At 74.8% G+C, this 25,031-nt stretch carries 21 protein-coding genes; 20 read left to right on the top strand and 1 reads right to left on the bottom strand.

Annotated features, from left to right (window positions below; all coding sequences use genetic code 11):
- Window positions 1–47: 47 nt before the first annotated feature.
- Complete coding sequence (gene ileS / locus ACFU9A_RS10215; RefSeq protein WP_430575104.1) at window positions 48–3,386, top strand: isoleucine--tRNA ligase; 3,339 nt, start codon at window positions 48–50, stop codon at window positions 3,384–3,386.
- A 30-nt stretch (window positions 3,387–3,416) separates the two neighbouring features.
- Here the strand turns inward: ileS and ACFU9A_RS10220 are convergent, their stop codons facing one another.
- Complete coding sequence (locus ACFU9A_RS10220; protein WP_430575105.1) at window positions 3,417–4,115, bottom strand: alpha/beta fold hydrolase; 699 nt, start codon at window positions 4,113–4,115, stop codon at window positions 3,417–3,419.
- A 121-nt stretch (window positions 4,116–4,236) separates the two neighbouring features.
- Between ACFU9A_RS10220 and ACFU9A_RS10225 the strand changes: the two genes are divergently transcribed.
- From ACFU9A_RS10225 to ACFU9A_RS10315, 19 genes are all read left to right on the top strand, one after another.
- Complete coding sequence (locus ACFU9A_RS10225) at window positions 4,237–4,713, top strand: nitroreductase/quinone reductase family protein (RefSeq protein ID WP_430575106.1); 477 nt, start codon at window positions 4,237–4,239, stop codon at window positions 4,711–4,713.
- Window positions 4,714–4,754: 41 nt separating this feature from the next.
- Window positions 4,755–6,191, top strand: a complete 1,437-nt coding sequence (locus tag ACFU9A_RS10230; protein WP_430575107.1) for a bifunctional folylpolyglutamate synthase/dihydrofolate synthase — start codon at window positions 4,755–4,757, stop codon at window positions 6,189–6,191.
- 147 nt (window positions 6,192–6,338) lie between these two features.
- Window positions 6,339–7,334: a dihydroxyacetone kinase subunit DhaK gene (dhaK, locus tag ACFU9A_RS10235; protein ID WP_430575108.1), complete on the top strand. Its 996-nt coding sequence runs from the start codon at window positions 6,339–6,341 to the stop codon at window positions 7,332–7,334.
- 41 nt (window positions 7,335–7,375) lie between these two features.
- Window positions 7,376–8,047, top strand: coding sequence for a dihydroxyacetone kinase subunit DhaL (gene dhaL, locus ACFU9A_RS10240; RefSeq protein WP_430575109.1), 672 nt, complete (start codon window positions 7,376–7,378; stop codon window positions 8,045–8,047).
- Window positions 8,044–8,763 carry a dihydroxyacetone kinase phosphoryl donor subunit DhaM gene (gene dhaM, locus ACFU9A_RS10245; protein ID WP_430575110.1) on the top strand — a complete coding sequence of 240 codons (720 nt, stop codon included), beginning with the start codon at window positions 8,044–8,046 and terminating at the stop codon, window positions 8,761–8,763. Before dhaL ends, dhaM begins: the two co-directional genes overlap by 4 nt.
- A gap of 57 nt (window positions 8,764–8,820) precedes the next feature.
- A complete protein-coding gene (locus ACFU9A_RS10250) occupies window positions 8,821–9,435 on the top strand; it encodes a TetR/AcrR family transcriptional regulator (protein ID WP_430575111.1) in 615 nt (204 codons plus the stop codon).
- 144 nt (window positions 9,436–9,579) lie between these two features.
- A complete protein-coding gene (locus ACFU9A_RS10255; protein ID WP_430575112.1) occupies window positions 9,580–11,280 on the top strand; it encodes an MDR family MFS transporter in 1,701 nt (566 codons plus the stop codon).
- Window positions 11,277–11,720 (top strand): DUF4233 domain-containing protein, encoded by a 444-nt coding sequence (locus tag ACFU9A_RS10260; protein ID WP_430575113.1) that lies wholly within the window; start codon window positions 11,277–11,279, stop codon window positions 11,718–11,720. The genes ACFU9A_RS10255 and ACFU9A_RS10260 overlap by 4 nt, the downstream gene beginning before the upstream one ends.
- A gap of 104 nt (window positions 11,721–11,824) precedes the next feature.
- Complete coding sequence (ndk, locus tag ACFU9A_RS10265; protein WP_430575114.1) at window positions 11,825–12,280, top strand: nucleoside-diphosphate kinase; 456 nt, start codon at window positions 11,825–11,827, stop codon at window positions 12,278–12,280.
- Between the two features lie 191 nt (window positions 12,281–12,471).
- Window positions 12,472–16,050 carry a chromosome segregation protein SMC gene (gene smc, locus ACFU9A_RS10270; RefSeq protein WP_430575115.1) on the top strand — a complete coding sequence of 1,193 codons (3,579 nt, stop codon included), beginning with the start codon at window positions 12,472–12,474 and terminating at the stop codon, window positions 16,048–16,050.
- Window positions 16,051–16,054: 4 nt separating this feature from the next.
- Entirely contained in the window at window positions 16,055–16,381 is a 327-nt protein-coding gene (locus ACFU9A_RS10275; protein ID WP_430575116.1) for a hypothetical protein, read from the top strand.
- A 106-nt stretch (window positions 16,382–16,487) separates the two neighbouring features.
- Window positions 16,488–17,660 carry a signal recognition particle-docking protein FtsY gene (gene ftsY, locus ACFU9A_RS10280; protein ID WP_430575117.1) on the top strand — a complete coding sequence of 391 codons (1,173 nt, stop codon included), beginning with the start codon at window positions 16,488–16,490 and terminating at the stop codon, window positions 17,658–17,660.
- A gap of 154 nt (window positions 17,661–17,814) precedes the next feature.
- On the top strand, window positions 17,815–19,092 hold the full coding sequence (locus ACFU9A_RS10285; RefSeq protein ID WP_430575118.1) for an ammonium transporter: 1,278 nt from the start codon (window positions 17,815–17,817) through the stop codon (window positions 19,090–19,092).
- Window positions 19,089–19,427, top strand: a complete 339-nt coding sequence (locus ACFU9A_RS10290; RefSeq protein WP_430575119.1) for a P-II family nitrogen regulator — start codon at window positions 19,089–19,091, stop codon at window positions 19,425–19,427. The genes ACFU9A_RS10285 and ACFU9A_RS10290 overlap by 4 nt, the downstream gene beginning before the upstream one ends.
- Before the next feature lie 12 nt (window positions 19,428–19,439).
- Complete coding sequence (locus tag ACFU9A_RS10295; protein WP_430575120.1) at window positions 19,440–21,263, top strand: HD domain-containing protein; 1,824 nt, start codon at window positions 19,440–19,442, stop codon at window positions 21,261–21,263.
- Between the two features lie 53 nt (window positions 21,264–21,316).
- Window positions 21,317–22,936 carry a signal recognition particle protein gene (gene ffh / locus ACFU9A_RS10300; RefSeq protein ID WP_430575121.1) on the top strand — a complete coding sequence of 540 codons (1,620 nt, stop codon included), beginning with the start codon at window positions 21,317–21,319 and terminating at the stop codon, window positions 22,934–22,936.
- Between the two features lie 52 nt (window positions 22,937–22,988).
- The gene (locus ACFU9A_RS10305) at window positions 22,989–24,101 is read left to right on the top strand and encodes an amidohydrolase family protein (protein ID WP_430575122.1); all 1,113 of its coding nucleotides are present in this window, start codon (window positions 22,989–22,991) and stop codon (window positions 24,099–24,101) included.
- A 190-nt stretch (window positions 24,102–24,291) separates the two neighbouring features.
- A complete protein-coding gene (gene rpsP, locus ACFU9A_RS10310) occupies window positions 24,292–24,708 on the top strand; it encodes a 30S ribosomal protein S16 (RefSeq protein WP_430575123.1) in 417 nt (138 codons plus the stop codon).
- Window positions 24,708–24,947, top strand: coding sequence for an RNA-binding protein (locus ACFU9A_RS10315; RefSeq protein ID WP_430575124.1), 240 nt, complete (start codon window positions 24,708–24,710; stop codon window positions 24,945–24,947). Before rpsP ends, ACFU9A_RS10315 begins: the two co-directional genes overlap by 1 nt.
- Window positions 24,948–25,031: the final 84 nt, after the last annotated feature.

Below are 25,031 nucleotides of genomic sequence, written 5' to 3' on the forward strand. Positions count from 1 at the left end.
CGATCCGCCGACCCGTACCGCCAGCTCGTTCGCACAGGAGCCCACCCATGGCCTATCCGCAGCACCGTTCGTCCGACCAGAGGCCCGACCAGCCGGGCGCCGCCTTCGGCATCGCCGGCGTCCCCGCGTCCCCGGACCTGCCGGCGATCGAGCGCGAGGTCCTGGACTTCTGGGGCGCCGACGACACGTTCCGCGCGTCGGTGGCGAAGAACCCGGCCGGCGAGAACGGCAGCAACGAGTTCGTCTTCTACGACGGCCCCCCGTTCGCCAACGGCCTGCCGCACTACGGGCACCTGCTCACCGGCTACGCGAAGGACGTCGTCCCGCGCTACCAGACCATGCGCGGCAAGCACGTGGAGCGCCGGTTCGGCTGGGACACCCACGGCCTGCCCGCCGAGCTCGAGGCGATGAGCCAGCTCGGCATCAAGACCAAGGACGAGATCCTCGAGCTGGGCATCGAGAAGTTCAACGCGGCCTGCCGCGCGTCGGTGCTGAAGTACACGTCCGAGTGGCGCGACTACGTCACCCGCCAGGCGCGCTGGGTCGACTTCGACCACGACTACAAGACGCTCAACGTCACCTACATGGAGTCGGTGCTGTGGGGCTTCAAGAAGCTCTACGACGCCGGCCTCGTGTACGAGGACTTCCGCGTCCTGCCGTACTGCTGGAACGACCAGACGCCGCTGTCCAACCACGAGCTGCGCATGGACGACGACGTCTACCAGACGCGCCAGGACCCGGCCGTGACCGTCGGCTTCGACGTCGCGACCGTGCCCGCCGGCCAGGACGTGGTGCGCCCCGGGGACAAGCTCCTCATCTGGACCACCACGCCGTGGACCCTGCCCTCCAACCTGCTCGTCATGGTGGGCGAGGACATCGACTACGTCGTCGTGGAGTCGTCGTTCACCGGCACGCCGCAGCGGTACGTGCTCGCCGCGGCGCGCGTGGACGCGTACGCCCGCGAGCTCACGGACGAGGGCGAGGACGCCCCGCGCGTCGTCGGCCGCCTCACCGGCCGCGACCTGCTCCAGACCTCCTACGTGCCGCCGTTCGCGTACTACGAGGGGCGCGAGCGCGCGCACCGCGTGGTCGAGGCGGACTTCGTCACGACGACGGACGGCACCGGCCTGGTGCACAGCGCCGGCGCGTTCGGCGAGGACGACAAGGTCGTGTGCGACCGCGAGGGCGTCGCCTCCGTCATGCCCGTGGGCGCGGACGGCAAGTTCACGCACCCGGTCGACGAGTACGCCGGGCTGCAGGTCTTCGACGCCAACCTGCCGATCATCGACCACCTCAAGGCGCGCACCCGCGGGGAGGCGGAGGCCGGGTCGGTGACGGCCGGCACCGTGCTGCTGCGCCGCGAGTCGTACGCCCACTCCTACCCGCACTGCTGGCGCTGCCGGCAGCCGCTGATGTACATGGGCGTGTCGTCGTGGTTCGTCGAGGTGACGAAGTTCAAGGACCGCATGGTCGAGCTGAACCAGGAGATCTCCTGGACGCCGGAGCACATCAAGGACGGCCAGTTCGGCAAGTGGCTCGCGAACGCCCGCGACTGGTCGCTGAGCCGCAACCGGTTCTGGGGCTCGCCCGTGCCCGTGTGGAAGAGCGACGACCCGGCGCACCCGCGCCTCGACGTGTACGGGTCGCTGGCGGAGATCGAGCGCGACTTCGGTCGCCTGCCGCTGGGCCCCGACGGCGAGCCGGACCTGCACCGCCCGTTCGTCGACGAGCTCACCCGCCCCAACCCCGACGACCCGACGGGGAAGTCCACGATGCGCCGTGTCGAGGACGTCATGGACGTGTGGATGGACTCCGGCTCCATGCCGTACGCCCAGGTGCACTACCCGTTCGAGAACGCGGACTGGTTCGAGCACCACTACCCGGGCGACTTCATCGTCGAGTACATCGGCCAGACCCGCGGCTGGTTCTACCTGCTGCACGTGCTCGCCACGGCGCTCTTCGACCGGCCCGCGTTCCGCACCGCCGTCTCGCACGGCATCGTGCTGGGATCCGACGGCCGCAAGATGAGCAAGTCGCTGCGCAACTACCCGGACGTCTCCGAGGTCTTCGACCGCGACGGCTCCGACGCGATGCGCTGGTTCCTCATGGCCAGCCCGATCCTGCGCGGCGGCAACCTCGTCGTGACGGAGGAGGGCATCCGCGACTCCGTGCGCCAGGTGCTGCTGCCGCTGTGGAGCACCTATTACTTCTTCACCCTGTACGCGAACAGCGCGACCGGCTCCGAGGGGGGCGCCGCCGGCTACACGGCGAAGCCCGTGACGGCCGACCGCGTCGCCGGGCTGCCGGCCCTCGACCGGTACCTGCTGGCGCGCACGCACGACCTCGTCGCCACCGTGACGTCGCAGCTCGACGCCTACGACATCTCCGGCGCCTGCGAGTCGGTGCGCGAGCACCTCGACGTCCTCACCAACTGGTACGTGCGCACCCAGCGCGACCGGTTCTGGGCCGAGGACGCCGACGCCTTCGACACGCTGTACACCGCCCTCGAGACGCTGACCCGCGTCATGGCGCCGCTGGCCCCGCTGCTCACCGAGGAGGTCTGGCGCGGCCTCACCGGCGGTCGGTCCGTGCACCTCACGGACTGGCCGAGCGCGGACGGCGCCGTGGAGCCCGCCCTCGTGCGCGACGACGAGCTCGTCGCCGCGATGGACGAGGTGCGCGCCGTGGTGTCCAGCGCCCTCGCGCTGCGCAAGGCCCACCAGCTGCGCGTGCGCCAGCCGCTGGCGCGCCTCACCGTCGCCGTGCCCGACCCGGCGGCGCTCGCGGACTACGCGGGCCTGCTGACCACCGAGCTCAACGTCAAGGCGGTGGACCTCGTCGAGGCCGACGCCGAGGCGTCCGAGCGGTTCGGCATCACCGAGCGCCTCGCGGTCAACGCCCGGGCGGCCGGCCCGCGCCTGGGCCGCGGCGTCCAGGCCGTCATCAAGGCCGCGAAGTCCGGCGCGTGGCGGCGCGACGACGACGGCACGGTGGTCGTGACCACGGACGCGGGCGACGAGCCGCTGCTCGCGCCCGAGTACGAGCTGACGACGGTCGTGGCGGAGGGTGCCGGCGGCGAGGTCGCGGCGAGCGTGCTGCCCGGCGGCGGGTTCGTCGTCCTCGACCTCGCGCTGGACGACGCGCTGCGCGCCGAGGGCTACGCCCGCGACGTCATCCGCGACGTCCAGGACGCCCGCAAGGCCGCCGGCCTCGAGGTCGGCGACCGCATCGCGCTGGAGCTCGACGTCCCGGCCGAGCACGTCGCCGCCGTGGAGGCCCACCGCGACCTCATCGCCCGCGAGACCCTCGCCCTCGACCTCGCCGTGGCGGCGGGCGACGGCGAGCGCGCGGTGCGCGTGAGCAGGCGGGAGACGCCGGCCGGCTGAGCCGGCCCGCCCGGCCGTCGGGACCCGCGGTCACCACCCGCCCTGCGCGAGGTCGAGGAACGCCTCGACCTCGCGCAGGAACGTCTCGGGGTGGGTCGGGTGCACCAGGTGGCCGCCGGGCAGCGTGACGAACCGCGCGTCGGGCAGGCGCGCCGCCATCCGCACCATCGCGTCCTGCGGCAGGTGGCTGTCGGGGCCGCCGCCGATGACGAGGGTCGGCGCGGTGACGCCGGCCAGGGCGTCCGCCCGGGCGGGGTCGGGGGAGTTGAGCGTGGCGAGCACCGCCGGGCGGATCCTGCGCTCGTAGAACGACGCGTCGTCCGCGAACCCCGTCGGCACGGGCAGGCCGAGCGGCTCCGGCGGCGGGCACTCCTCCAGCACGAGCGCGGCGACGAGGCCGGGCCGCTCCTGCGCCACCAGCAGCCCGACCAGCCCGCCCAGCGAGTGGCCGACCAGCACCACCCGGTCCAGGGCGAGGTCGTCGAGCAGCAGGAGCACGTCGTCGCGCAGCGCGGTGACGGAGCCGGCGCCGACGGCCGGGCTGCGGCCCGCCCCGCGCAGGTCGGGCACCACGACGGTGGCGCGGCGCGCGAGCGGTGCGACGAACGGGTCCCACGTGGTCCCGTCGCCGCCCCCGCCGTGCAGCAGGACGAGCGGCGGGGCCGTCGACCCGGGCGGGCCCTGGACGGTGTGGTGGGCGAGGCGGACTGGGGCGTCGTCGGTGGCCATCGCGTCGACCGTAGCGCCGGTCGACGACAGCCCCGGGCGACGACCGCGGCGCGGACCGCCCCCCGGGGCTAGCCTGGACGTCCCGGCGCGCCGGCGCCGGCGCCCGCGAGGAGTCCCCGCCATGGTCGCGACACCCGCCCCCGACCGTCCCCCCTTCGTGCCCCCGCGCTGGTTCGTGCGCTCCGCGTGGGCGTTCCAGCGGGCCGGCTACCGGCTGACCGGCGGGCGCTGGCCGCTGCGCCGCCCGACGCCCGGCGGCAGGTTCGGGATGCTGCGCCTGCGCGTGGTCGGGCGCCGCAGCGGCCAGGAGCGCGCGGTGATCCTCGGCTACGTCGAGGACGAGGGCCGGTACGTCACGCTCGCCATGAACGGCTGGGGCGACCCGCCGCCCGCGTGGTGGCTCAACCTGCGGGCCCACCCCGACGCCGACGTCGACACCGTCGACGGCCCACGTCCCGTCCGGGGCGCGGCGGCGCAGGGGCCGGAGCGCGACCGCCTGTGGGCCCTCGTGGGCAGCCACCGGGGCTGGGGCGACGTCGACCGGTTCGCCGCGCACCGGTCCGGCGAGACGCCGGTCGTCGTGCTCGAGCCGCGCTGACGCGTCGTCGTCGGCGGGCGGGCACCGCCTATCCTTCGGGAGTGACCCCCGACGCTGAGAACAAGCCTTCGTCCGCCGCTCGCAAGGCCCGCGCGGCCGAGCGTCAGGCCGCCCGCCAGGCGGCCGACGACGCCGTCGCGAACGAGTCGCTGCGCGAGGTCTACGCGGAGATCATGTCCCGCGCGCCGGAGCACGACATCGACCCGACGCTGGCACGCGTGCAGCGCGTGCTGGAGCTGCTCGGCGACCCGCAGCGCGCGTTCCGGTCGATCCACCTCACCGGCACCAACGGCAAGTCGTCGACGGCGCGGATGACCGAGCGCCTCGTGCGCGAGCACGGGCTGCGCACCGGCCTGTTCACCTCGCCGCACCTGACCAGCGTCACCGAGCGCATCCAGGTGGACGGCGAGCCGCTGAGCGCCGCCCGGTTCGTCGAGGTCTGGGAGGACGTCGCGCCGTACATCGGGGTCGTGGACCGCGAGTCGCAGGCCGAGGGCGGCCCCCGCCTGAGCTTCTTCGAGGTCCTCACGGTGATGGCGGTGGCCGCGTTCGCGGACGCCCCGGTCGACGTCGCGGTGATCGAGGTCGGCATGGGCGGGCGCTGGGACTCCACGAACGTCGTGGACGGTGAGGTCGCCGTGCTCACGCCCGTCGGGATCGACCACGAGCGCTGGCTCGGCTCCACGCTCGCCGAGATCGCGACGGAGAAGTCCGGGATCGTCAAGGACGGCGCCACGGTGGTGAGCGCCGCGCAGGAGCCGGTCGTGGAGGAGATCCTGCGCGAGCGGGCCGCCGCCGTCTCCGCCCACCTGCTGCGCGAGGGGCTGGAGCTCGAGGTCGCCGGCCGCCGCGTCGCCGTCGGCGGGCAGCTCGTGGACCTGCGCACGCCGGCCGGGCTCTACACCGAGGTGCTGGTGCCGCTGCACGGCGTGCACCAGGCCCACAACGCGCTGCTCGCCCTGGCGGCCGTCGAGGCGTTCCTCGGCGGGCGGGCGCTCGACGGGGGCGTGGTGGAGACCGCGTTCGCCGACGTCGTGGTGCCGGGCCGCCTCGAGGTGGTGCGCTCCAGCCCGACCGTCCTGGTCGACGCGGCGCACAACCCGCACGGCGCGCAGGCCCTGGTCGACGCGCTGGACGAGGAGTTCGACCTGCCGCGGCTGGTCGGCGTCGTCGCCGTCATGGCCGACAAGGACGTGGAGGGCCTGCTCGCCACCCTCGAGCCGGCGATCACCGAGCTGGTGCTCACCCGCAACTCCTCGGACCGCTCGGCCGACCCCGAGGACCTGGCCGAGGTGGCGCGCGAGATCTTCGGCGAGGACCGGGTGCGCACCACGGCCCGGCTCGACGAGGCGCTGCAGGTCGCGGCGGACCTCGCCGAGAGCGGCGACCAGGTGGGCGTCGGCACCGGGCGCGGCGTGCTGGTCACGGGGTCGGTCATCACCGTCGCGGACGCGCGGATCCTGCTCGGCCGGGGCTGACCCGGCGGAGCAGGATCCGCGCGCCCGCGACGCGCATGATCACCCGCGCGCGGGCCGTCCGGGGCGCTGCGTGCCGTCGCCGCCGGGTGTTGGATGGGGGACAGGCCGCCGACCGTGCGTGGCAGCCGTGAGCCGAGGAGGCAGGACATGAAGAAGCTGCTCGACGACCCCGCGGACGCGGTCACCGACTCGCTCGCGGGCTTCGCCCTCGCGCACGCCGACCTGGTCGACGTGCACCTGGAGCCCGTCTACGTGTCGCGGGCCGGCGGTGCCGTGGCGGGCAAGGTGGGCCTGGTCAGCGGCGGCGGGTCGGGGCACGAGCCCCTGCACGCCGGGTTCGTGGGCGACGGGATGCTCGACGCGGCCGTCCCGGGCGCGGTGTTCACCTCGCCCACCCCGGACCAGATCGTCCCCGCCATCCTGGGCGCGGACTCCGGCGCGGGCGTCGTCGCCATCGTGAAGAACTACACCGGCGACGTGCTCAACTTCGAGACCGCGGTCGAGCTCGTCGAGGCCGAGGGGTCGCAGGTCACGACGATCCTCGTGAACGACGACGTCGCGGTCGAGGACTCCCTGTACACCGCGGGCCGCCGCGGCGTGGCCGGGACCGTGTGCGTGGAGAAGATCGCCGGCGCGGCCGCCGCGCGCGGCGACGACCTCGGCGCGGTCACGGAGGTCGCGGGCCGCGTGGTCGCGAACGTGCGCTCCATGGGCGTGGCCCTCACCGCCTGCACGGTGCCGCACGTGGGCAAGCCCTCCTTCGACCTGCCCGACGACGAGGTGGAGATCGGCATCGGCATCCACGGCGAGCCGGGCCGCCACCGCATCCCGTTCTCGGGCGCCACCGAGATCACGCGCAGCCTGCTCGACCCGGTCGCCGACGACCTCCGGCTGGCGGGCGGCGACGACGTGCTGCTGTTCGTCAACGGGATGGGCGGCACGCCGCTGTCGGAGCTGTACGTCGTCTATGGTCGAGCGCGCGGGCTGCTCGAGGAGCGCGGTGTCACCGTCTCCCGGTCGCTCGTGGGCAACTACGTGACGTCCCTGGAGATGCAGGGCGCGTCCATCACGGTGCTGCGGCTGGACGACGAGCTGCGGGAGCTGTGGGACGCGCCGGTGCGCACGGCGGCGTTGCACTGGTGACGGGCGCCGAGGGGCGCCCCGAGGCGAGGAGGCGTGCGGGGATGGGTCTCGACGTGGCTTGGGCGGAGCGTTGGGTGCGGCGCACCGCCGACGTCGTGGCGGCGGCGAAGGACGAGCTCACCGAGCTCGACCGGCAGATCGGGGACGGCGACCACGGGGAGAACCTGAACCGCGGGTTCCAGGCCGTGGTCGCCAAGCTCGACGAGCCGGGCGCCGCGGAGCGGGCGGACGTCGGCGACGTCCTCATGCTCGTGGCCACCACGCTCATGTCGAAGGTCGGGGGAGCCTCCGGCCCGCTGTACGGGACGGCGTTCCTGCGCGCGGCGAAGCGCTCCGCGCGCCCGAGCGTCGACGGGTCCGGCGTCGTCGTCCTGCTCGACGCCGCGCTCGAGGGCGTGACGTCCCGCGGCAAGGCGCAGGTGGGGGAGAAGACGATGGTCGACGCCCTCGCGCCCGCGGTCGAGGCGGCCACCGCCGCCGCGGACGCCGGCCAGGACCCCGTCGCGGTGCTGCGTGCCGCCGCGGACGCCGCCGACGCCGGCGCGACCGCCACCATCCCGCTCGTGGCCACCAAGGGGCGCGCCTCCTACCTGGGCGAGCGCAGCGCCGGGCACGAGGACCCGGGTGCCCGGTCGACCGCGCTCCTGCTGCGCGCCGCGCTCGACGCGGCCCTGGTCCGCGCGGCGGGCGACGTGAGCGGCGACCCGGCGTGAGCGTCGGGCTGCTGCTCGTCTCCCACTCGGCCCGCCTCGCGGAGGGGGCGGCCGAGCTGGCCCGCGAGATGGCGCCGGACGTGGCCATCGACTGCGGGGCGGGGGACGGCGAGGGCGGCCTCGGCACGTCGCTGGAGGTCGTGCAGGAGGCCCTCGGGCGCGTGCTGCCCGGCGCGGACGGCGTCGTGGTGCTGGCCGACCTCGGCTCCGCCGTCCTGACCGTCGAGTCCGCGCTGGAGCTCGACGACGACCTCGCCGGCCGGGTGCTGCTCGCCGACGCCCCGTTCGTGGAGGGCGCCGTCGCGGCCGCGGTCGCGGCCCAGCAGGGCGCGGACGTCGCCGCGGTGCTCGCGGCCGCGCAGTCCGCCGGCGGCCCGCCCGCTGCCGCGGCGCCCGGCGCGCCCGGCGCCCCTGCCGCGCCCGTCCCGCCCGCCGCGGGGCAGGGCGCGGGCCCGGGGGACGCCGTGACGGCGCGGGTGTCGATCCGCAACCCGCTGGGCCTGCACGCGCGCCCGGCCGCGGTGGTGGCGCGCGCCGCGGCGGCGTTCGGCGGCCCGGTGACGTTGCAGGGCGTGGACGCGACCAGCGTGCTGCAGCTCATGGCGCTCGGGACCGCGGCGGGCACCGAGGTGGAGGTCGCGGCCCGCGGGGCCGACGCGCAGGACGCCGTGGCCACCGTCGTCGGGCTCATCGAGGGCGGCTTCGGCGAGGTGTGAGCACGCTCACAGGAAATTGCACTTGGTGCAAAATTGCAGCGGGTGCATCATTGTCCGGTGACTCCTCCATCTGCCGCCGGCGACCTCGGGTTGCGTGAGCGCAAGAAGCGCGCCCGCACGGACGCGATCGTCGACGCCGCACAGCGCCTCGTGCTCGAGCGAGGCTTCGACGCGGTCACGGTGGAGGAGATCGCCGAGGCCGCCCAGATCTCGCCCCGCACGTTCTTCAACTACTTCGAGTCGAAGGACGACGCGGTGCTCGGTCAGGGCGCGTTCGAGCTGAGCGCCGAGGTCCGCGAGTCGTTCGCGGCCGGGGGACCCCACGGCCGCCTCGTGGCGGACGTCGAGGTGCTCGTGCGCTCGCTGCTCCACGCGTTCTCCGGCCCCGGCCAGCACGCCGCGGAGCGGATGCTGGAGATCCTCCAGCTCGAGCCGCGCCTGCTCACCCGGCACTTCGCCTGGTTCGAGCGGCACAAGTCGCAGGTGGTCGCGCTGTTCGAGCGACGCCACCAGGCGGCCCCGCTGCCCGCCGACCCGGAGGTGTGCACGTTCGTCGTCTTCGGCGTCGCGCGCGCCGCGATGGACGAGTGGGACCGCACCGGCCGCCACGGCGAGGTCGGCGACCACGTCCCGCGCGTCATCGACCAGCTCGCCGCGATCCTCACGGCGTGAACCCGTGAACCCGTGAACCCGTGAACCCGGCGGCGTGACCCGCGGCGGGAACCCGGCGCCCCGGCGCCGTGCCGACCGCACGCCCCCGAACCCCCCAGCCCCCGTCACTACCCGGCGCTCCGCGCCACCGATCCGAGGTGTCCCATGAGCCACGCTGCTCCCGCCGCGCCGGACAAGCCGCTCGTCGTCCTGACGCAGCGCACCGTCTGGCTGATCTTCGGCGCCCTGATGGCGTCGATGTTCCTGTCCTCCCTCGACCAGACGATCGTCGGCACCGCGATGCCCACGATCGTCGGCGAGCTCAACGGCGTCGAGCACCAGGGGTGGGTCATCACGGCCTACATCCTGGCCGTCGCGATCGGCATGCCGCTGTACGGCAAGTTCGGCGACCTCTACGGGCGGCGCTGGCCGTTCCTCGTCGCGATCGGCCTGTTCACGCTCGCGTCCGCGGGCGCCGGGTTCGCCCAGAACATGCCGGAGCTCGTCGTCTGGCGCGCCGTGCAGGGCCTCGGCGGCGGCGGCCTGATGATCCTGTCGCAGTCGATCATCGCCGACATCGTGCCCGCCTCCGAGCGCGGCAAGTACATGGGCCCGCTCGGCGCGCTCTTCGGCATCTCCGCCGTCCTCGGCCCCCTCCTGGGCGGCTGGCTCACCGAGGGCCCGGGCTGGCGCTGGACCTTCTGGCTGAACATCCCGATCGGCATCATCGCGTTCGCCATCGCCTGGTTCTCGCTCAAGCTGCCGTCGCACCGCTCCTCGCGCCCGGTCGACTGGGCCGGCATCGTGACCATGGCCGTCGCCACCACCGGCATCGTCCTCGTCACCAGCTGGCGGTCGCTGTCCTCCGGCGGCTACGACTGGGCCGACTGGCGCCTCTCGGGCCTGGTCGTCGTGACCCTGCTGGCCGTCGCCGCGTTCATCGTGGTGGAGACCCGCGTGGCCGAGCCGCTGATCCCGCTGCGCCTGTTCAAGAACCGCACGTTCACGATCACCACGCTCATCGGCCTGGTGCTCGGCATGGGCATGTTCTCGGCCATGGCGATGATCCCGACGTTCCTGCAGATGTCCACCGGTGCCGGCGTCACCGAGTCCGGCTGGCTGATGCTCCCGATGATGGCCGGCATGATGCTGACCTCGATCGCCTCGGGTATCGCGATCTCCAGGACGGGGCGGTACAAGGCGTACCCGGTCGTCGGGCTGATCATCGTGGGCCTGTCGATGGTGTGGCTCACGCGCCTGTCCGGCGACATGTCGATGTGGACCTTCGGGGCCATGATCTTCGCGCTCGGCGCCGGCATGGGCCTCGTGATGCAGACCATCGTGCTCGCGGTGCAGAACGCCGTCGACCCGCGCGAGCTCGGCACGGCGACGAGCGCCAACAACTTCTTCCGCGAGATCGGCGCCGCGGTCGGCACGGCCCTGTTCACCACGATCTTCACCACGCGCCTGAAGGACAACCTCACGGAGGTCTTCGCCGGGATGCCCGCGGGCGCCGGCGGCGCGTCGGAGGAGGGCCTCACCCCGGCCGTCGTGCAGGCCATGCCGGAGCCGTTCAAGTCCGGCGTCATCGACGCCTACGCGAACGCCCTGGCGCCGTCGTTCTGGTACCTGCTGCCGCTGATCGTGCTGGGCCTGGTCCTCGCGATCTTCCTGCCCGTGATCAAGCTCTCCGACATCGCCGGCATGGTGGCGCGCGGCGAGGCGGTCTCCGACCCCGCCAAGGCCCTCGCGGCCGACGGCGAGCCCGGCGCGGTGGTCGTGGACGAGATCGGCGACGCGTCCGAGGGTGTCGCCCCGGACGACGGTCCCGGCACCCGCGAGCGCGCGGATATCGTGGGGTCGTGAGCAAGAAGGACGACCGTCCCCGCCCGGGGGACCGCATCAAGCCCCGCAGGCCCGCCAAGGCGCAGTTCACGTCGATGATGCTGCAGCTGGAGGCCTTCGTGGTGCTCTTCGCCGGCGTCGCCCTCTACGGGCTGCGCAACTCCGGCTACGAGCGCGGACCCCTGGTCATCGAGTCCCCGGTGGCCCTCTGGGGCGTCATCGGCGTGCTGTTCGTGGTGCTGCTGGTGATGTCCCGCATGGTCGGGACGCCGATGGGGTACTACGCGGGGACGGTCGTGCAGGTGCCGGTGCTGGCGATGGGCCTGCTGCTGCCGATGATGTTCGTCGTCGGGGTGCTGTTCGTCGTCATGTGGGTCGTGGCGCTGCGCCTCGGCGGCCGCATCGACCGCGAGCGTGCCGCCTACGACGCCGAGCACCCGGAGACCGCCCCCAACCTCTGACCGGCCCGAGCGCCCTTCGAGCACGGGACCTGTGTCGTCATTCACGTCATGGCGACACGGGTCCCGTGGTCGAAGGGGGTGCCGGCGCCGATAGGCTCTGGGGCATGACCGACGTCGCAGACACGACCCTGCCCGCCGAGCCCGTCGAGCGCACGCTCGTGCTCGTCAAGCCCGACGGCGTCCGCCGCGGCCTGTCCGGCGAGGTGCTGCGGCGCATCGAGGCGAAGGGCTACACCCTGGCCGCCGTCGAGCTCAAGCAGGCGACGACCGAGCTCCTCGCCGCGCACTACGCCGAGCACGAGGGCAAGCCGTTCTACCAGCCGCTCGTCGACTTCATGCTGTCGGGCCCTACGCTCGCCGTCGTCGCCGAGGGCCAGGGCGTCATCCCCGGCTTCCGCTCCCTCGCGGGCGCGACCAACCCGACGGAGGCGGCCCCGGGCACCATCCGCGGCGACCTCGGCCGCGACTGGGGCCTGAAGGTGCAGCAGAACCTCGTGCACGGCTCCGACTCGCCCGAGTCCGCGGCCCGCGAGATCGGGCTCTGGTTCCCGCACCTCTGACATCCCGGCGGCGGGGGCGCCGCGTCCCCCGCCCCGAAGCATCGAGCGTGCTGGCTCGTTCCTCGACCGACGATGGTGAGGAACGAGCCGGCACGCTCGATGCGTACCCGGGGTCGGGCGGGGCCGGGTGCGACCGGGCGGGACCGGCGGAGTTCCGCGGATCCGCGGCCTCCGGCGGTTAGGCTCGCCGCGTGCACCTCAAGACGCTCACGCTCCGCGGCTTCAAGTCGTTCGCCTCGGCGACGACGCTGAGCCTCGAGCCGGGCATCACGTGCGTGGTCGGGCCCAACGGCTCGGGCAAGTCGAACGTGGTCGACGCGCTCTCCTGGGTGATGGGGGAGCAGGGCGCGAAGTCGCTGCGCGGCGGCAAGATGGAGGACGTCATCTTCGCCGGCACCTCCGGCCGCCCCCCGCTGGGCCGCGCCGAGGTGTCCCTGACGATCGACAACACCGACGGCGCCCTGCCGATCGACTACACCGAGGTGACGATCTCCCGCACGCTGTTCCGCAGCGGCGGGTCGGAGTACGCGATCAACGGCAGCTCGTGCCGGCTGCTCGACATCCAGGAGCTGCTGAGCGACTCCGGCATCGGCCGCGAGATGCACGTCGTGGTGGGGCAGGGGCAGCTCGACGCGGTGCTGCGCGCCACGCCCGACGACCGCCGCGGCTTCATCGAGGAGGCCGCGGGCGTCCTCAAGCACCGCAAGCGCAAGGAGAAGGCGCTGCGCAAGCTCGAGGCGATGCAGGGCAACCTCGCCCGCCTCACCGACCTCACGGCGGAGCTGCGCCGCCAGCTCGGGCCGCTCGGGCGGCAGGCCGAGGCGGCCCGCAAGGCCCGGACGGTGCAGGCCGACCTGCGCGACGCCCGGTCGCGCCTGCTGGCCGACGACCTGGCCCAGCTCACCGCGCAGATGGCGCAGGAGCGGGCGGACGAGGCGGCGCTGAAGGAGCGGCAGCAGGCCACGGAGCAGGGGCTGGAGCGGGCACGCGCGCACCTGGCGCGCCTGGAGGTCGCGGCGTCCGGCGCCGTCGCGGACGCGGGTCGTGCGGCCGACGCGTTCCACGCGCTGAGCGCGCTGCGGGAGCGGCTGCGCGGCCTGGCGACGCTGGCCGACGAGCGGGTGCGGCTGCTCGGCACCGTCGAGCCGGAGCAGCGCGGGCAGGACCCGGCCGCCCTGGAGGCGCAGGCGGAGCGCGCCCGGGCGACGGAGGCGGAGCTGACCCGCGAGGTCGAGCTGGCGCGGGAGGCCGTCGAGCGCGTCGTCGCCGCCCGCACCGATGCGGAGAAGGCCGCGGACGCCGCGGAGCGCGAGCTCGCGACGCTGCACCGCGGCGCCGCGGACCGGCGCGAGGGCCTGGCGCGGCTCTCCGGGCAGGTGGCCGCCCGCCGCAGCCGGGTCGAGGCCGGCGACGCGGAGCTGGAGCGCGTGCGGGAGGTCGTGGCGGAGGCGGAGCGCCGGGCCGAGGAGGCCGCGCGCGAGTTCGGCGCGCTCGAGGTGCAGGTCGTGGGTGCCGAGGAGGGCGAGGAGGACCTCGACGCCCGGCACGAGGACGCGACGACGGCGCTCGCCGAGTCGCAGGCCGCGGTGCGGGACCTGGAGGCCCGCGCGGCGGAGGCGGAGCGCGACCGGGCCACGTGGAGCGCGCGCGTCGAGGCGCTCGAGCTGAGCCTCGACCGCAAGGACGGGGCGGGCGCCCTCCTCGCGGACGCCGCGCCGGGGGTGCTCGGCTCGGTGGCCGCGCTGCTCGGCGTCGAGCAGGGCTACGAGGACGCGGTGACCGCCGCGCTCGGCCCGGTCGCCGACGCGGTCGCGGTCCGCGACGTCGACGCCGCCGTCGACGCGCTGCGGCGCCTGCGGGACGACGACGCGGGCCGCGCCGGCCTCGTGGTGGGCGGGTCCGCGCCGGCGGACGCGAGCGACCCCGTCGCGGTGGACCTGCCCCGCGGCGCGCGCCGCGCGACCGACGTCGTCACCGTGGCCGGCCCCGCCGCGGCCCCGCTGCGCACCCTGCTGCGGGACGTCGTCGTGGTGGACGACCTGGCGCAGGCCCGCGCGCTGGTGCAGGCGACGCCGGGAGTCGTGGCGGTCACGCGCGCGGGCGACCTGCTCGGGGCGGGGCGCGCCTGGGGCGGCTCCGCCGCGGCGCCGAGCGTGCTGCACCTGACGTCCGCGCTCGACGAGGCGAAGGAGGGGCTCGACGACGCGGCCGCCCGCGGGGAGCGGTGCCGGTTCGAGCTGGTCGGCGCGCGCGAGCGCCTCGAGGCGGCCCAGGCGGCCCAGGACGACACCCTCGCGCGGCTGCACGAGTCCGACGCGGCGCTCGCCGCCGTGGCCGAGCAGCTCGGCACGCTGGGCGCGGCGCACCGCTCCGCGCTCGCGGAGGCGGAGCGGCACCGCGCCACGCTCGCGAAGGCCCACGACCGGCGCAAGGCCGACGAGGCCGAGCTGGCCGACCTGGCGCGTCGGCTCGAGGTGGCCGAGGCGGAGCCCGCCCAGTCGCAGGAGCAGGTGGAGGCCGCCCAGGGGCAGCGGGACGCGGCCCAGGCGAGCGCCACCGCGGCGCGCGCCGCCGAGACCGAGGCGCGGCTGGAGCTGCGCACGAGCGAGGAGCGGGCGCGCGCGGTCGCGGGCCGCGCGCAGGGCCTCGCCCGGGCCGCCGCCCAGGAGCGGGCGGCGCGCGAGAAGGCGGAGCGGCGCGCGGTGCAGCGGGCGGCGGAGGCGCGCACGGCCGCGTCGGTGCGCGACGACGCCGGCACGGCGCTCGGCGTCCTCGCCCGGTCGATCGAGCGGGCGCAGTCCGAGCGGGCCGCGGCCGACGAGGAGCGGGCGGCGCGCCAGCAGGAGCTCGACGCCGTGCGGGCCGACGCCGACCGGCTCGCGGGCGAGCTGCGCGACCTCACCGACGTGGCGCACCGCGACGAGGTAGCGCGCGCCCAGCAGGTGGCACGGCTGGAGCAGCTGCAGGCCCGGGCCGTCGACGAGCTGGGCAGCGACCCGGAGGTGCTCGTCGAGGAGTTCGGCCCGCACCGGGACGTGCCCGTGGCGCGGCCCGCCGACGCGGCGGAGGACGATCCCGACCCGGACCCGGTGCCCTACGTGCGCGCGGAGCAGGAGAAGCGGCTGGCGACGGCGGAGCGGGCGCTCGCCCGGATCGGCGCCGTCAACCCGCTCGCGCTGGAGGAGTTCGCGGCCCTGGAGGAGCGCCACCAGTTCCTCACCGAGCAGCTCGCCGACCTCAAGAAGTCGCGCCAGGACCTGCTGCACATCGTCGAGGAGATCGACGAGCGCGTGCAGCAGGTGTTCGCCGAGGCCTTCCAGGACACCGCGGAGCAGTTCGTGCGGGTGTTCGGCCGGCTCTTCCCCGGGGGCGAGGGGCGGCTGGTGCTGACGGACCCGTCGGACCTGCTCACGACGGGCATCGAGGTCGAGGCGCGGCCGGCCGGCAAGAAGGTCAAGCGGCTGTCGCTGCTGTCCGGCGGGGAGCGGTCGCTCACGGCCGTGGCGTTCCTCGTGTCGATCTTCAAGGCCCGCCCCAGCCCCTTCTACGTGATGGACGAGGTCGAGGCCGCCCTGGACGATGTCAACCTGGGCCGGCTGCTCGAGATCTTCCGTGAGCTGCAGGAGGACTCGCAGCTCATCGTCATCACCCACCAGAAGCGCACGATGGAGGTCGCGGACGCGCTGTACGGCGTGACCATGCGCGGCGACGGTGTGACGACCGTCATCTCCCAGCGGATGCGCGAGACCGCCGTCGCGCGAGGAGAATAGCGCCATGCTCACGTTCGTCTTCTGGGTCCTCGGGTCCCTCGTTCTCGCCGCGGTGGTGTTCCTCGTGGCCAACGTCATGGAGCGTCGTGAGGGACAGGACGAGGACGCCCCCGGCCTCCGTCGCTTCCTCCGCGACTTCCGGTCCGGGCTCCGGCGCAGGCGCGCCGCGCCGCCCGCCCCGGTCGAGACCGGCATGGACGAGTTCTTCGCCGCGACGATCGAGGACGCCCCGGGGTACGTCGACCCGGAGGAGCTGACCGAGGCCCTGCACCGGGCGCGGCTGCAGGCGCGCAGCACCTGGCACGTGGGGACCGTCCGCAAGCCCGAGTGAGCCGTCGCGGCCGGCGCCGCAGGGTCGCTCGCGACCCGCGTCCCGCGCCGCCCGGCGGTGAGCCGGCCCGGGCGGCGGTGGTGCGCGGTTCTGGGAGACTGTGCGCGTGACTGATCTGCTCTGGCTCTGGATCCTCCTCGGTGTCGTCGTCGTGGTCGGCGGCGGCGCCGCCCTGCTCGTGCCGCGGTCGCGCCGGCGGCGCCCGGACCACGACGCCGGTGGCTCGACGACGCTCGCGCCGCCCGCCCCGGAGGCGCCCGCCGCGGAGCCGGGGGTCGGGGTGCCGGAGGTCGCGGCGCCCGAGGACGCCGGCCCGGCGGCCCCCGCCCTGGAGACGCCGGAGCCGGTCGCGGGCCGGCTGGTCCGCCTGCGCGACCGGCTCGCCCGCTCGGGCTCCCCGTTCGGCGCGCGCCTGCTGAGCGTGCTCTCCCGCGACCACCTCACGGAGGACGACTGGGACGAGCTCGAGGAGACCCTCCTGCTCGCCGACATCGGCGCCGGCCCGGCCGAGGAGCTGCTCGACGCCCTGCGCACGCGGGTGCGTGTGCTCGGCGTCAAGGACCCCCAGTCGGTGCGCGACCTGCTGCGCGAGGAGCTGCTCCACGTCGTCGACCCGTCCCTGGACCGCGAGATCGCGACGACCGGCCCGGTCGGCGACGACGGCACGCGGCTGCCCGCGGTGGTGCTGGTCGTGGGCGTCAACGGCACGGGCAAGACGACGACCGTCGGCAAGCTCGCGCGGGTGCTGGTCGCGGAGGACCGCACCGTCGTCCTCGGCGCGGCGGACACGTTCCGCGCGGCGGCCGCCGACCAGCTGCAGACCTGGGGTTCGCGGGTGGGCGTGGAGACCGTGCGCGCCGACCGCGACGGCGCGGACCCGGCCGCCGTCGCGTTCGACGCGGTGAAGCAGGGCAAGGCCGACGGCACGGACGTCGTGCTGGTCGACACCGCGGGCCGGCTGCAGAACAAGGCCGGCCTGATGGACGAGCTCGGCAAGATCACCCGCGTCATCACGCGGGAGGCCCCGCTGGCCGAGGTGCTGCTGGTGCTCGACGCCACCACGGGCCAGAACGGCCTCAACCAGGCGCGCGTCTTCGGCGAGGTCGCGGGCGTCACGGGCATCGTGCTGACCAAGCTCGACGGCACCGCCCGCGGCGGGATCGTCGTCGCCGTGCAGCGCGAGCTCGGCGTGCCGGTCAAGCTCGTCGGCCTGGGGGAGGGCCCGGACGACCTGGCGCCCTTCGACCCCGAGCAGTTCGTCGACGGCCTCCTCGGCTGACCCGCCGGACCGGGGCGCCGGCGCGCCACGTAACAGAACGTTGACGTCCGAGGCCGCTTTGTCACCTGCCCGTCACACAACCTGAGCACGGGCGAAACGGTGCACCGCGAGTGTTGTCCCCGACCAGCCGCCGGGCTGGCGAGGGGAGAACACCATGGAATGGGACACCGGGGCCGCTGCGTGGATGCTGACGTCGGCATCGCTCGTGCTCCTCATGACGCCCGCCCTGGCGCTGTTCTACGGCGGCATGGTGCGCGGCAAGTCGGTGCTGAACATGATGATGATGTCGTTCGGCGCGATCGGCGTCATCGGCGTGATCTACGTGCTGTGGGGCTGGTCGATGTCCTACGGCTCGGACGTCGGCGGGATCGTCGGCAACCCGTTCGACCAGTTCGGGCTGAGCGGGACGCTCTTCGACGACGCGGGTGACGCGGTGGTGAGCCCGCTGGGCAACTACCCGCAGGTCATCGACGTGGCCTTCCAGGTCACGTTCGCGATCATCACCGTCGCGCTCATCTCCGGCGCCATCGCCGACCGCGTGAAGTTCGGGACCTGGATGGTCTTCGCGGGCATCTGGGCGACGGTCGTCTACTTCCCGATGGCGCACATGGTCTGGGGCGGCGGGTTGCTGTCCGCCGACGGGCCGTTCGGCGGGATCGCCGCGCCGATCGACTTCGCGGGCGGCACGGTGGTGCACATCAACGCCGGCGCCGCGGCCCTCGTGCTGGCGCTCGTGGTCGGCAAGCGCAAGGGCTTCGGCACCGAGCCGATGCGCCCCCACAACCTCACGATGGTGATGCTCGGCGCGGCGCTGCTGTGGTTCGGCTGGTTCGGGTTCAACGCCGGCTCCGCGTTCGGCGCCAACGAGTCCGCGGGCCTCGCGTGGGTCAACACGACGTCGGCGACCGCGGCCGCCATGCTCGCCTGGCTCGTCACGGAGAAGCTGCGCGACGGCAGCGCCACCTCGCTCGGTGCCGCGTCCGGCGTCGTCGCGGGCCTGGTCGCGATCACCCCGGCCGCCGGGTCCGTGAGCCCCGTGGGCGCGCTGCTGCTCGGCGCCGTCGCCGGTGTCCTGTCCGCCCTCGCGGTGGGCCTCAAGTACAAGCTGGGCTACGACGACTCGCTCGACGTCGTCGGCGTGCACCTGGTGGCCGGCCTCTGGGGCACCGTCTCCATCGGCTTCCTCGCCACCGAGACCGGCCTGTTCTACGGCGGCGGGTTCTCCCAGCTCGTCGTGCAGGTGATCATCGCCCTCATCGCGGTCGTCTTCTCCCTGGTGCTCACCACGGTGATCGCCCTCGCCCTCAAGGCGGTCATGGGCTGGCGGGTGCCCGAGGAGGCCGAGGTCGGCGGCATCGACCTCGCGGTGCACAGCGAGACCGCGTACGAGACGATCCAGCAGGGTTCGGTCGCGAAGGAGATCCGCGCATGAAGCTCGTCACGGGAGTCATCCAGCCCCACCGCCTGGACGACGTGAAGTCCGCCCTCGAGGCCGCCGGCCTCCGCGGCATGACGGTCAGCGAGGCCAGCGGCTACGGCCGCCAGAAGGGGCACACCGAGGTCTACCGCGGCGCCGAGTACACCGTGGACCTGGTGCCCAAGGTCCGCGTGGAGGTGCTCGTCGCGGACGGGGACGCGCCCACCGTCGTGGACGTCGTCGTCAAGGCCGCCCAGACCGGGCGCATCGGCGACGGCAAGGTGTGGACCACCTCGCTCGACGACGTGGTGCGGGTGCGCACCGGCGAGCACGGCGACGCGGCCCTCTAGGTGGCGCTGCCCGTGCCCGACCCCCTCGGGGACCCGACCGGGCCCCGCCCCCCGACCACCGGGGGGCGGGGCCCGGTCGGCCCGTTGCGCGCCGACCTGCTCGCCCTGGCCGACGGGCTGACGGGCCCCGGCCGGTCCGGCGTCGCGCGCCGCACCGCCCTGCAGCAGCTCGTCACGGACCGGCTCGCGCCCCTGTACGAGGCCGCCACGGCCGACGTCGACCCGGCGGGGATCGCGCTGGCCGCCGTGGGCAGCCTGGGCCGCGGCGAGCCGGGCCCGCTGTCCGACCTCGACCTCGTCCTCGTGCACGACGGCCGCACCCACAAGCCCGACGAGCTCGCCCGGGTCGCCGACGCCCTCTGGTACCCGCTGTGGGACTCGGGGGTCGACGTCGACCACGCCGTGCGCTCCCTGAGCCAGACCCGCCGGCTGGCGTCCACCGACCTCCCGGCCGCGGTCGGCTGGCTCGACGTGCGCCCGCTCGCGGGCGACGCCGTGGTCGTGCACCGGGCCGCCTCGGCGATCCTCACGGACTGGCGGTCCGCCTCCCGGCGGCGCCTGCCGGAGCTGCTGCACAGCGCCCGGGAGCGCGCGGAGCGGGCCGGCGAGCTCGCGTACCTCATCGAGCCGGACCTCAAGGAGTCCCGCGGCGGCATCCGCGACGCGGTGCTGCTGTCGGCGCTCGCGGCCACCTGGCTCACCGACCGGCCGCACGGGCGGGTCGACCGGGCGTACGCGCACCTGCTGGACGTGCGGGACACGGTGCACGTCGTCACGCGGCGCCGCTCCACGCGGCTCCTGCTCGCCGACCTGGACGAGGTCGCCGCGCGCTGCGGCCACGACGACCCGGACGAGCTGCTGGCGGGCCTCGCGGAGGCGGGCCGCGAGATCTCGTACGCCCTGGACTCGACCGTGCGCCGGGCGCGACAGGCCCTCCAGCGCCCCGCGGTGCGGCGGCCGGTCGTGGTCCGGGGCCGGCGGTCGGCCCCACGCCTGCGGTCCGCGGGCGACGGCCTCGTCGAGCACGACGGCGAGCTGGTGCTGGCCGCCGGCGCGCAGCCCGCCGACGACCCGCTGCTCCCGCTGCGGGCGGCGGCCACCGCGGCGCGCACGGGCCTCGTGCTCTCGCCGGTCACCGTGCAGTCGCTGGCCCAGAGCCCGCCGCCTCCGGTGCCGTGGCCGCCCGCCGCCCGCACGGCCCTGCTCACGCTGCTCGGCGCCGGCCCGGCCCAGGTGCCCGTCTGGGAGGCGCTCGACCTCGCCGGCGTCGTGACGACCTGGATCCCCGAGTGGGCCGGCGTGCGCAACCGCCCGCAGCGCGCGGCGATCCACCGGCACACGGTCGACCGGCACCTCGTCGAGACGGTCGCCCGGGCCTCGCGGGTGCGACGCCAGGTCGCGGCCGACGCCGGCGTGGCCCCGGCGCCGAGCGAGGTGCTGCTGCTGTCCGCGCTGCTGCACGACATCGGCAAGCGGCGCGGCGCGGCCAGCACGGACCACGCCGTCGAGGGCGCCGCGATCGCGCCCGGCGTCGTGCGGCGCACCGGCTTCGACGACGCCGTGGCGCGCGACGTCGGCCTGGTCGTGCGCCACCACCTCACCCTCGCGCGGCTGGCGACCACCGCGGACCTGGAGGACCCGGCCACCGTGACGGAGCTCCTGGACGCGCTGGAGCACCGCGCGGACCTGCTGGAGACGGTCCGGGCGCTGACGGAGGCCGACGCGTCGTCCCTGGGGCCGGCGGGCTGGACGGCGTGGCGCGCGGCCCTGGTGGACGACCTCACGCGGCGGGCCCGCCGGGCGCTCGGGACCGACCGCCTGGCGACCGGTGGGTGACGGGTAGGCTAGGTGGCTGCATCCCCCGAAGACTCTCTGTGAGGACCTGCCTGGTGTTCAACTCCCTGTCGGACCGGCTCACCGCGACGTTCAAGAACCTGCGCGGTCGGGGCCGGCTCTCCGAGGCGGACATCGACGCGACCGTGCGCGAGATCCGCCGGGCGCTGCTCGACGCCGACGTCGCCGTGCCCGTCGTGCGCGAGTTCACCGCCGCCGTGCGCGAGCGCGCGCTGTCCGCCGAGGTGTCGGGCGCGCTGAACCCGGCGCAGCAGGTCGTGAAGATCGTCAACGACGAGCTCGTCGCGATCCTCGGCGGCCAGACCCGCCCGCTCCAGCTCGCGAAGACGCCGCCCACGGTCATCATGCTCGCGGGCCTCCAGGGCGCCGGTAAGACGACGCTCGCTGGCAAGCTCGCGCTGGCCCTCAAGGACCAGGGTCACACGCCGCTGCTCGTCGCCGCCGACCTCCAGCGGCCCAACGCCGTCACCCAGCTGTCCGTGGTGGCCGAGCGCGCGGGCGTGCCCGTCTTCGCGCCCCACCCGGGCAACCAGGGCGCGGAGACCGACGTCGTCATCGGCGACCCCGTGGGCGTGGCCCGCCAGGGCGTCGCGGAGGCGAGGACCAAGCAGCACGACGTCGTCATCGTCGACACCGCCGGCCGCCTCGGCGTCGACCAGGTCCTCATGCGCCAGGCCGCGGACATCCGCGACGCCGTGCAGCCCGACGAGGTCCTGTTCGTCATCGACGCGATGATCGGCCAGGACGCCGTCGCGACCGCGAAGGCGTTCGAGGAGGGCGTGGACTTCACCGGCGTGGTGCTGTCCAAGCTCGACGGCGACGCCCGCGGCGGTGCCGCGCTGTCCGTGGCCACCATCACCGGCCGGCCGATCATGTTCGCCTCCACGGGCGAGAAGCTGACCGACTTCGAGGTCTTCCACCCCGACCGGATGGCCTCGCGCATCCTCGACATGGGTGACGTGCTCACCCTCATCGAGCAGGCCGAGAAGGCGTTCGACGCCGAGGAGGCCGCCAAGATGGCGGCCAAGGTCGAGAAGGGCGAGGACTTCACCCTCTCCGACTTCCTCGTGCAGATGCAGCAGATGAAGAAGCTCGGCTCGATGAAGAAGATGCTCGGGATGATGCCGGGCATGGGGCAGATGCGCGAGCAGCTCGAGAACTTCGACGAGCGCGAGGTCGACCGCGTCCAGGCCCTCATCCAGTCGATGACGCCGGCCGAGCGCGACAACCCCAAGATCATCAACGGCTCGCGCCGGGCGCGCATCGCGCGCGGCTCCGGGCAGACCACCACGGCCGTCAACCAGCTCCTCGAGCGGTTCGGCCAGGCGCAGAAGATGATGCGCCAGATGAGCAAGGGCGGCGGCATGCCGGGCATGCCCGGCGGGATGCCGGGGATGCCCGGGATGCCCGGCGGCGGCAAGAAGGCGCGCGGCAAGCAGGCGCCGCAGCGCAAGGTCAAGGGCAAGTCCGGCAACCCGGCGAAGCGGGCCCAGCAGGAGCGCGACGCCCTGCAGCGCGCCCTCGGCGGCCCCGCCGAGACCACCGCGGCGCCCGGCTCCGCCTTCGGTGTCGGCGGCGGCGCGGAGCCGGCGGAGCAGGACCTGTCCAAGCTCCAGCTCCCCGACGGCTTCGACAAGCTGCTCGGCGGTCGCTGAGCCTCCGGCCCGGCGCGCCCGGACGAACCCTGCGACTCGGTAGCCTTCGACCATGTCCGCCCCGCACGTCCCGCTGCACGTCACCGGCCATGTCCTGCTCGGACAGGACCGCGACGTCGGTGAGATGTGGGTGCGCGACGGACGCGTCAGCCTGACCCGGCCGTCGCCGCAGGGCAGCGCCACCCGCGACCTGGAGGGCTGGGTGCTCCCGGGGCTCGTCGACGTGCACTGCCACGTGGGCCTCGGCCCGGACGGCGCCGTCGACGCCGAGACGGCGGTCGCGCAGGCGCTCGCCGACCGCGACGCGGGTGTCCTGCTCGTGCGCGACGCGGGGTCGCCGGCCGACACCTCCTGGGTGCAGGAGCGGCCCGACCTGCCCCGCCTCGTGCGCGCCGGTCGTCACCTCGCGCGGCCGAGGCGCTACCTGCGGAACTTCGGCCTCGAGCTCGACGACGTGGCGGACCTGCCCGGCGCGGTGCGTGCCGAGGCGCGTCGCGCGGACGGGTGGGTCAAGCTCGTCGGCGACTGGATCGACCGGGACCTCGGCGCCGACGGCGACCTGCGGCCGCTGTGGCCGCGCGACGTCCTCGTCGAGGCCGTCGCCGCCGCGCACGCCGAGGCGGCGCGCGTCACGGTGCACGCGTTCTCCGAGGAGGTCGTCGGCGACCTCCTCGCCGCGGGCGTGGACGGCATCGAGCACGGCACCGGCGTGGTCGGCGGCTACGTGGACGAGGTCGCCGCGCGCGGCATCCCGGTGACACCCACGCTGCTGCAGGTGGGGCGCTTCGCCGAGATCGCGGAGCAGGCGCAGGACAAGTACCCCGTGTACGCCGCGCGCATGCGGCGCATGCACGCGCGCCGCTACGAGCACGTGCGGACGCTGCACGAGGCGGGCGTCCCGCTGCTGGTCGGCACGGACGCGGGCGGCACCCTGGGCCACGGGCGGGTCGTGGACGAGTGCGTCGAGCTGGTCGCGGCGGGCATCCCCGCGGCCGACGTCGTCGCGATGGCGACCTGGCGGGCCCGCGAGGTGCTGGGATTCGGCGCGCTGGTCGAGGGCTCCAGCGCCGACCTGGTCGTCTACCCGGCCGACCCCCGCGAGGACATCGAGGTGCTGCGGCACCCGACGGCCGTCGTGCTGCGCGGACAGGTCGTGCGGGGCTGACGCGAGCCGGCGGCGAGAGGTGCGTCACGTGAGGTTGGAGCGCGCCCCCCGGGTCTGGCACAATGGCCGGGTACTCGGCGTGCCCAGGCCCCTCTCTCCTGCGCAGGTCGCGTCCTGACCTCATGCGCCGCCAGGACCCCACCCGGCGGAGCGCAAGGTCGCCCCACCAGAACCAGGAGACACCACCACAGTGGCCGTCAAGATTCGTCTGAAGCGCCTCGGCAAGATCCGGGCCCCGTACTACCGCGTCGTCGTGGCCGACTCGCGCGCCAAGCGCGACGGCCGCGTCATCGAGGAGATCGGGAAGTACCACCCGACCGAGGAGCCGTCGTTCATCGAGATCAAGTCCGAGCGCGCGCAGTACTGGCTCGGCGTCGGTGCGCAGCCGACCGAGCAGGTCGCCGCGCTCCTCAAGGTCACCGGTGACTGGCAGAAGTTCAAGGGCCTGCCCGGCGCCGAGGGCACCCTGCGGACCAAGACCGCGAAGGCCGACAGCGCCGCCGCGATCGAGGCCGTCGCCGCCGAGGCCGAGAAGGCCAAGGCGAAGGCCGCCGAGAAGAAGACCGCGGAGCCGGCGGAGTCCGCCGAGGCCGAGGCCGAGGCCTGATGCTTGCCGAGGCCCTCGAGCACCTGGTGCGCGGCATCGTGGACCACCCGGACGACGTCCGGGTGGGCGCACGGACGCAGCGCCGGGGCGACCTGCTCGAGGTGCGGGTGCACCCCGACGACCTCGGCCGCGTGATCGGCCGGGGCGGACGGACCGCGAAGGCTCTGCGCACCGTGGTCGGCGCGCTCGCGACGGACGGCCCCGTGCGGGTCGACGTCGTGGACGTCGACCGGCCTTGACCGCCGCACCCGCTGCCGTAGCTTCGACGAGGCCCGGTCCCCACCGCACGCCGGTGGGGCCGGGCCTCGTCGTCTGTGGCCTCG

The sequence above is a fragment of the Isoptericola sp. NPDC057653 genome (genome assembly GCF_042799955.1).
Classification (GTDB): Bacteria; Actinomycetota; Actinomycetes; order Actinomycetales; family Cellulomonadaceae; genus Isoptericola.

What these genes read in the sequence shown, in the direction of transcription:
- ACFU9A_RS10290 (WP_430575119.1), top strand. Translation starts at nt 19,089, where the DNA reads ATGAAGCTCGTCACGGGAGTCATCCAGCCCCACCGCCTGGACGACGTG.
- ACFU9A_RS10305 (WP_430575122.1), top strand. Translation starts at nt 22,989, where the DNA reads ATGTCCGCCCCGCACGTCCCGCTGCACGTCACCGGCCATGTCCTGCTC.
- ACFU9A_RS10285 (WP_430575118.1), top strand. Translation starts at nt 17,815, where the DNA reads ATGGAATGGGACACCGGGGCCGCTGCGTGGATGCTGACGTCGGCATCG.
- dhaL (WP_430575109.1), top strand. Translation starts at nt 7,376, where the DNA reads ATGGGTCTCGACGTGGCTTGGGCGGAGCGTTGGGTGCGGCGCACCGCC.
- ACFU9A_RS10255 (WP_430575112.1), top strand. Translation starts at nt 9,580, where the DNA reads ATGAGCCACGCTGCTCCCGCCGCGCCGGACAAGCCGCTCGTCGTCCTG.
- dhaK (WP_430575108.1), top strand. Translation starts at nt 6,339, where the DNA reads ATGAAGAAGCTGCTCGACGACCCCGCGGACGCGGTCACCGACTCGCTC.
- ACFU9A_RS10225 (WP_430575106.1), top strand. Translation starts at nt 4,237, where the DNA reads ATGGTCGCGACACCCGCCCCCGACCGTCCCCCCTTCGTGCCCCCGCGC.
- ileS (WP_430575104.1), top strand. Translation starts at nt 48, where the DNA reads ATGGCCTATCCGCAGCACCGTTCGTCCGACCAGAGGCCCGACCAGCCG.
- ACFU9A_RS10275 (WP_430575116.1), top strand. Translation starts at nt 16,055, where the DNA reads ATGCTCACGTTCGTCTTCTGGGTCCTCGGGTCCCTCGTTCTCGCCGCG.
- ACFU9A_RS10315 (WP_430575124.1), top strand. Translation starts at nt 24,708, where the DNA reads ATGCTTGCCGAGGCCCTCGAGCACCTGGTGCGCGGCATCGTGGACCAC.
- ndk (WP_430575114.1), top strand. Translation starts at nt 11,825, where the DNA reads ATGACCGACGTCGCAGACACGACCCTGCCCGCCGAGCCCGTCGAGCGC.
- ACFU9A_RS10220 (WP_430575105.1), bottom strand. Translation starts at nt 4,115, where the DNA reads ATGGCCACCGACGACGCCCCAGTCCGCCTCGCCCACCACACCGTCCAG.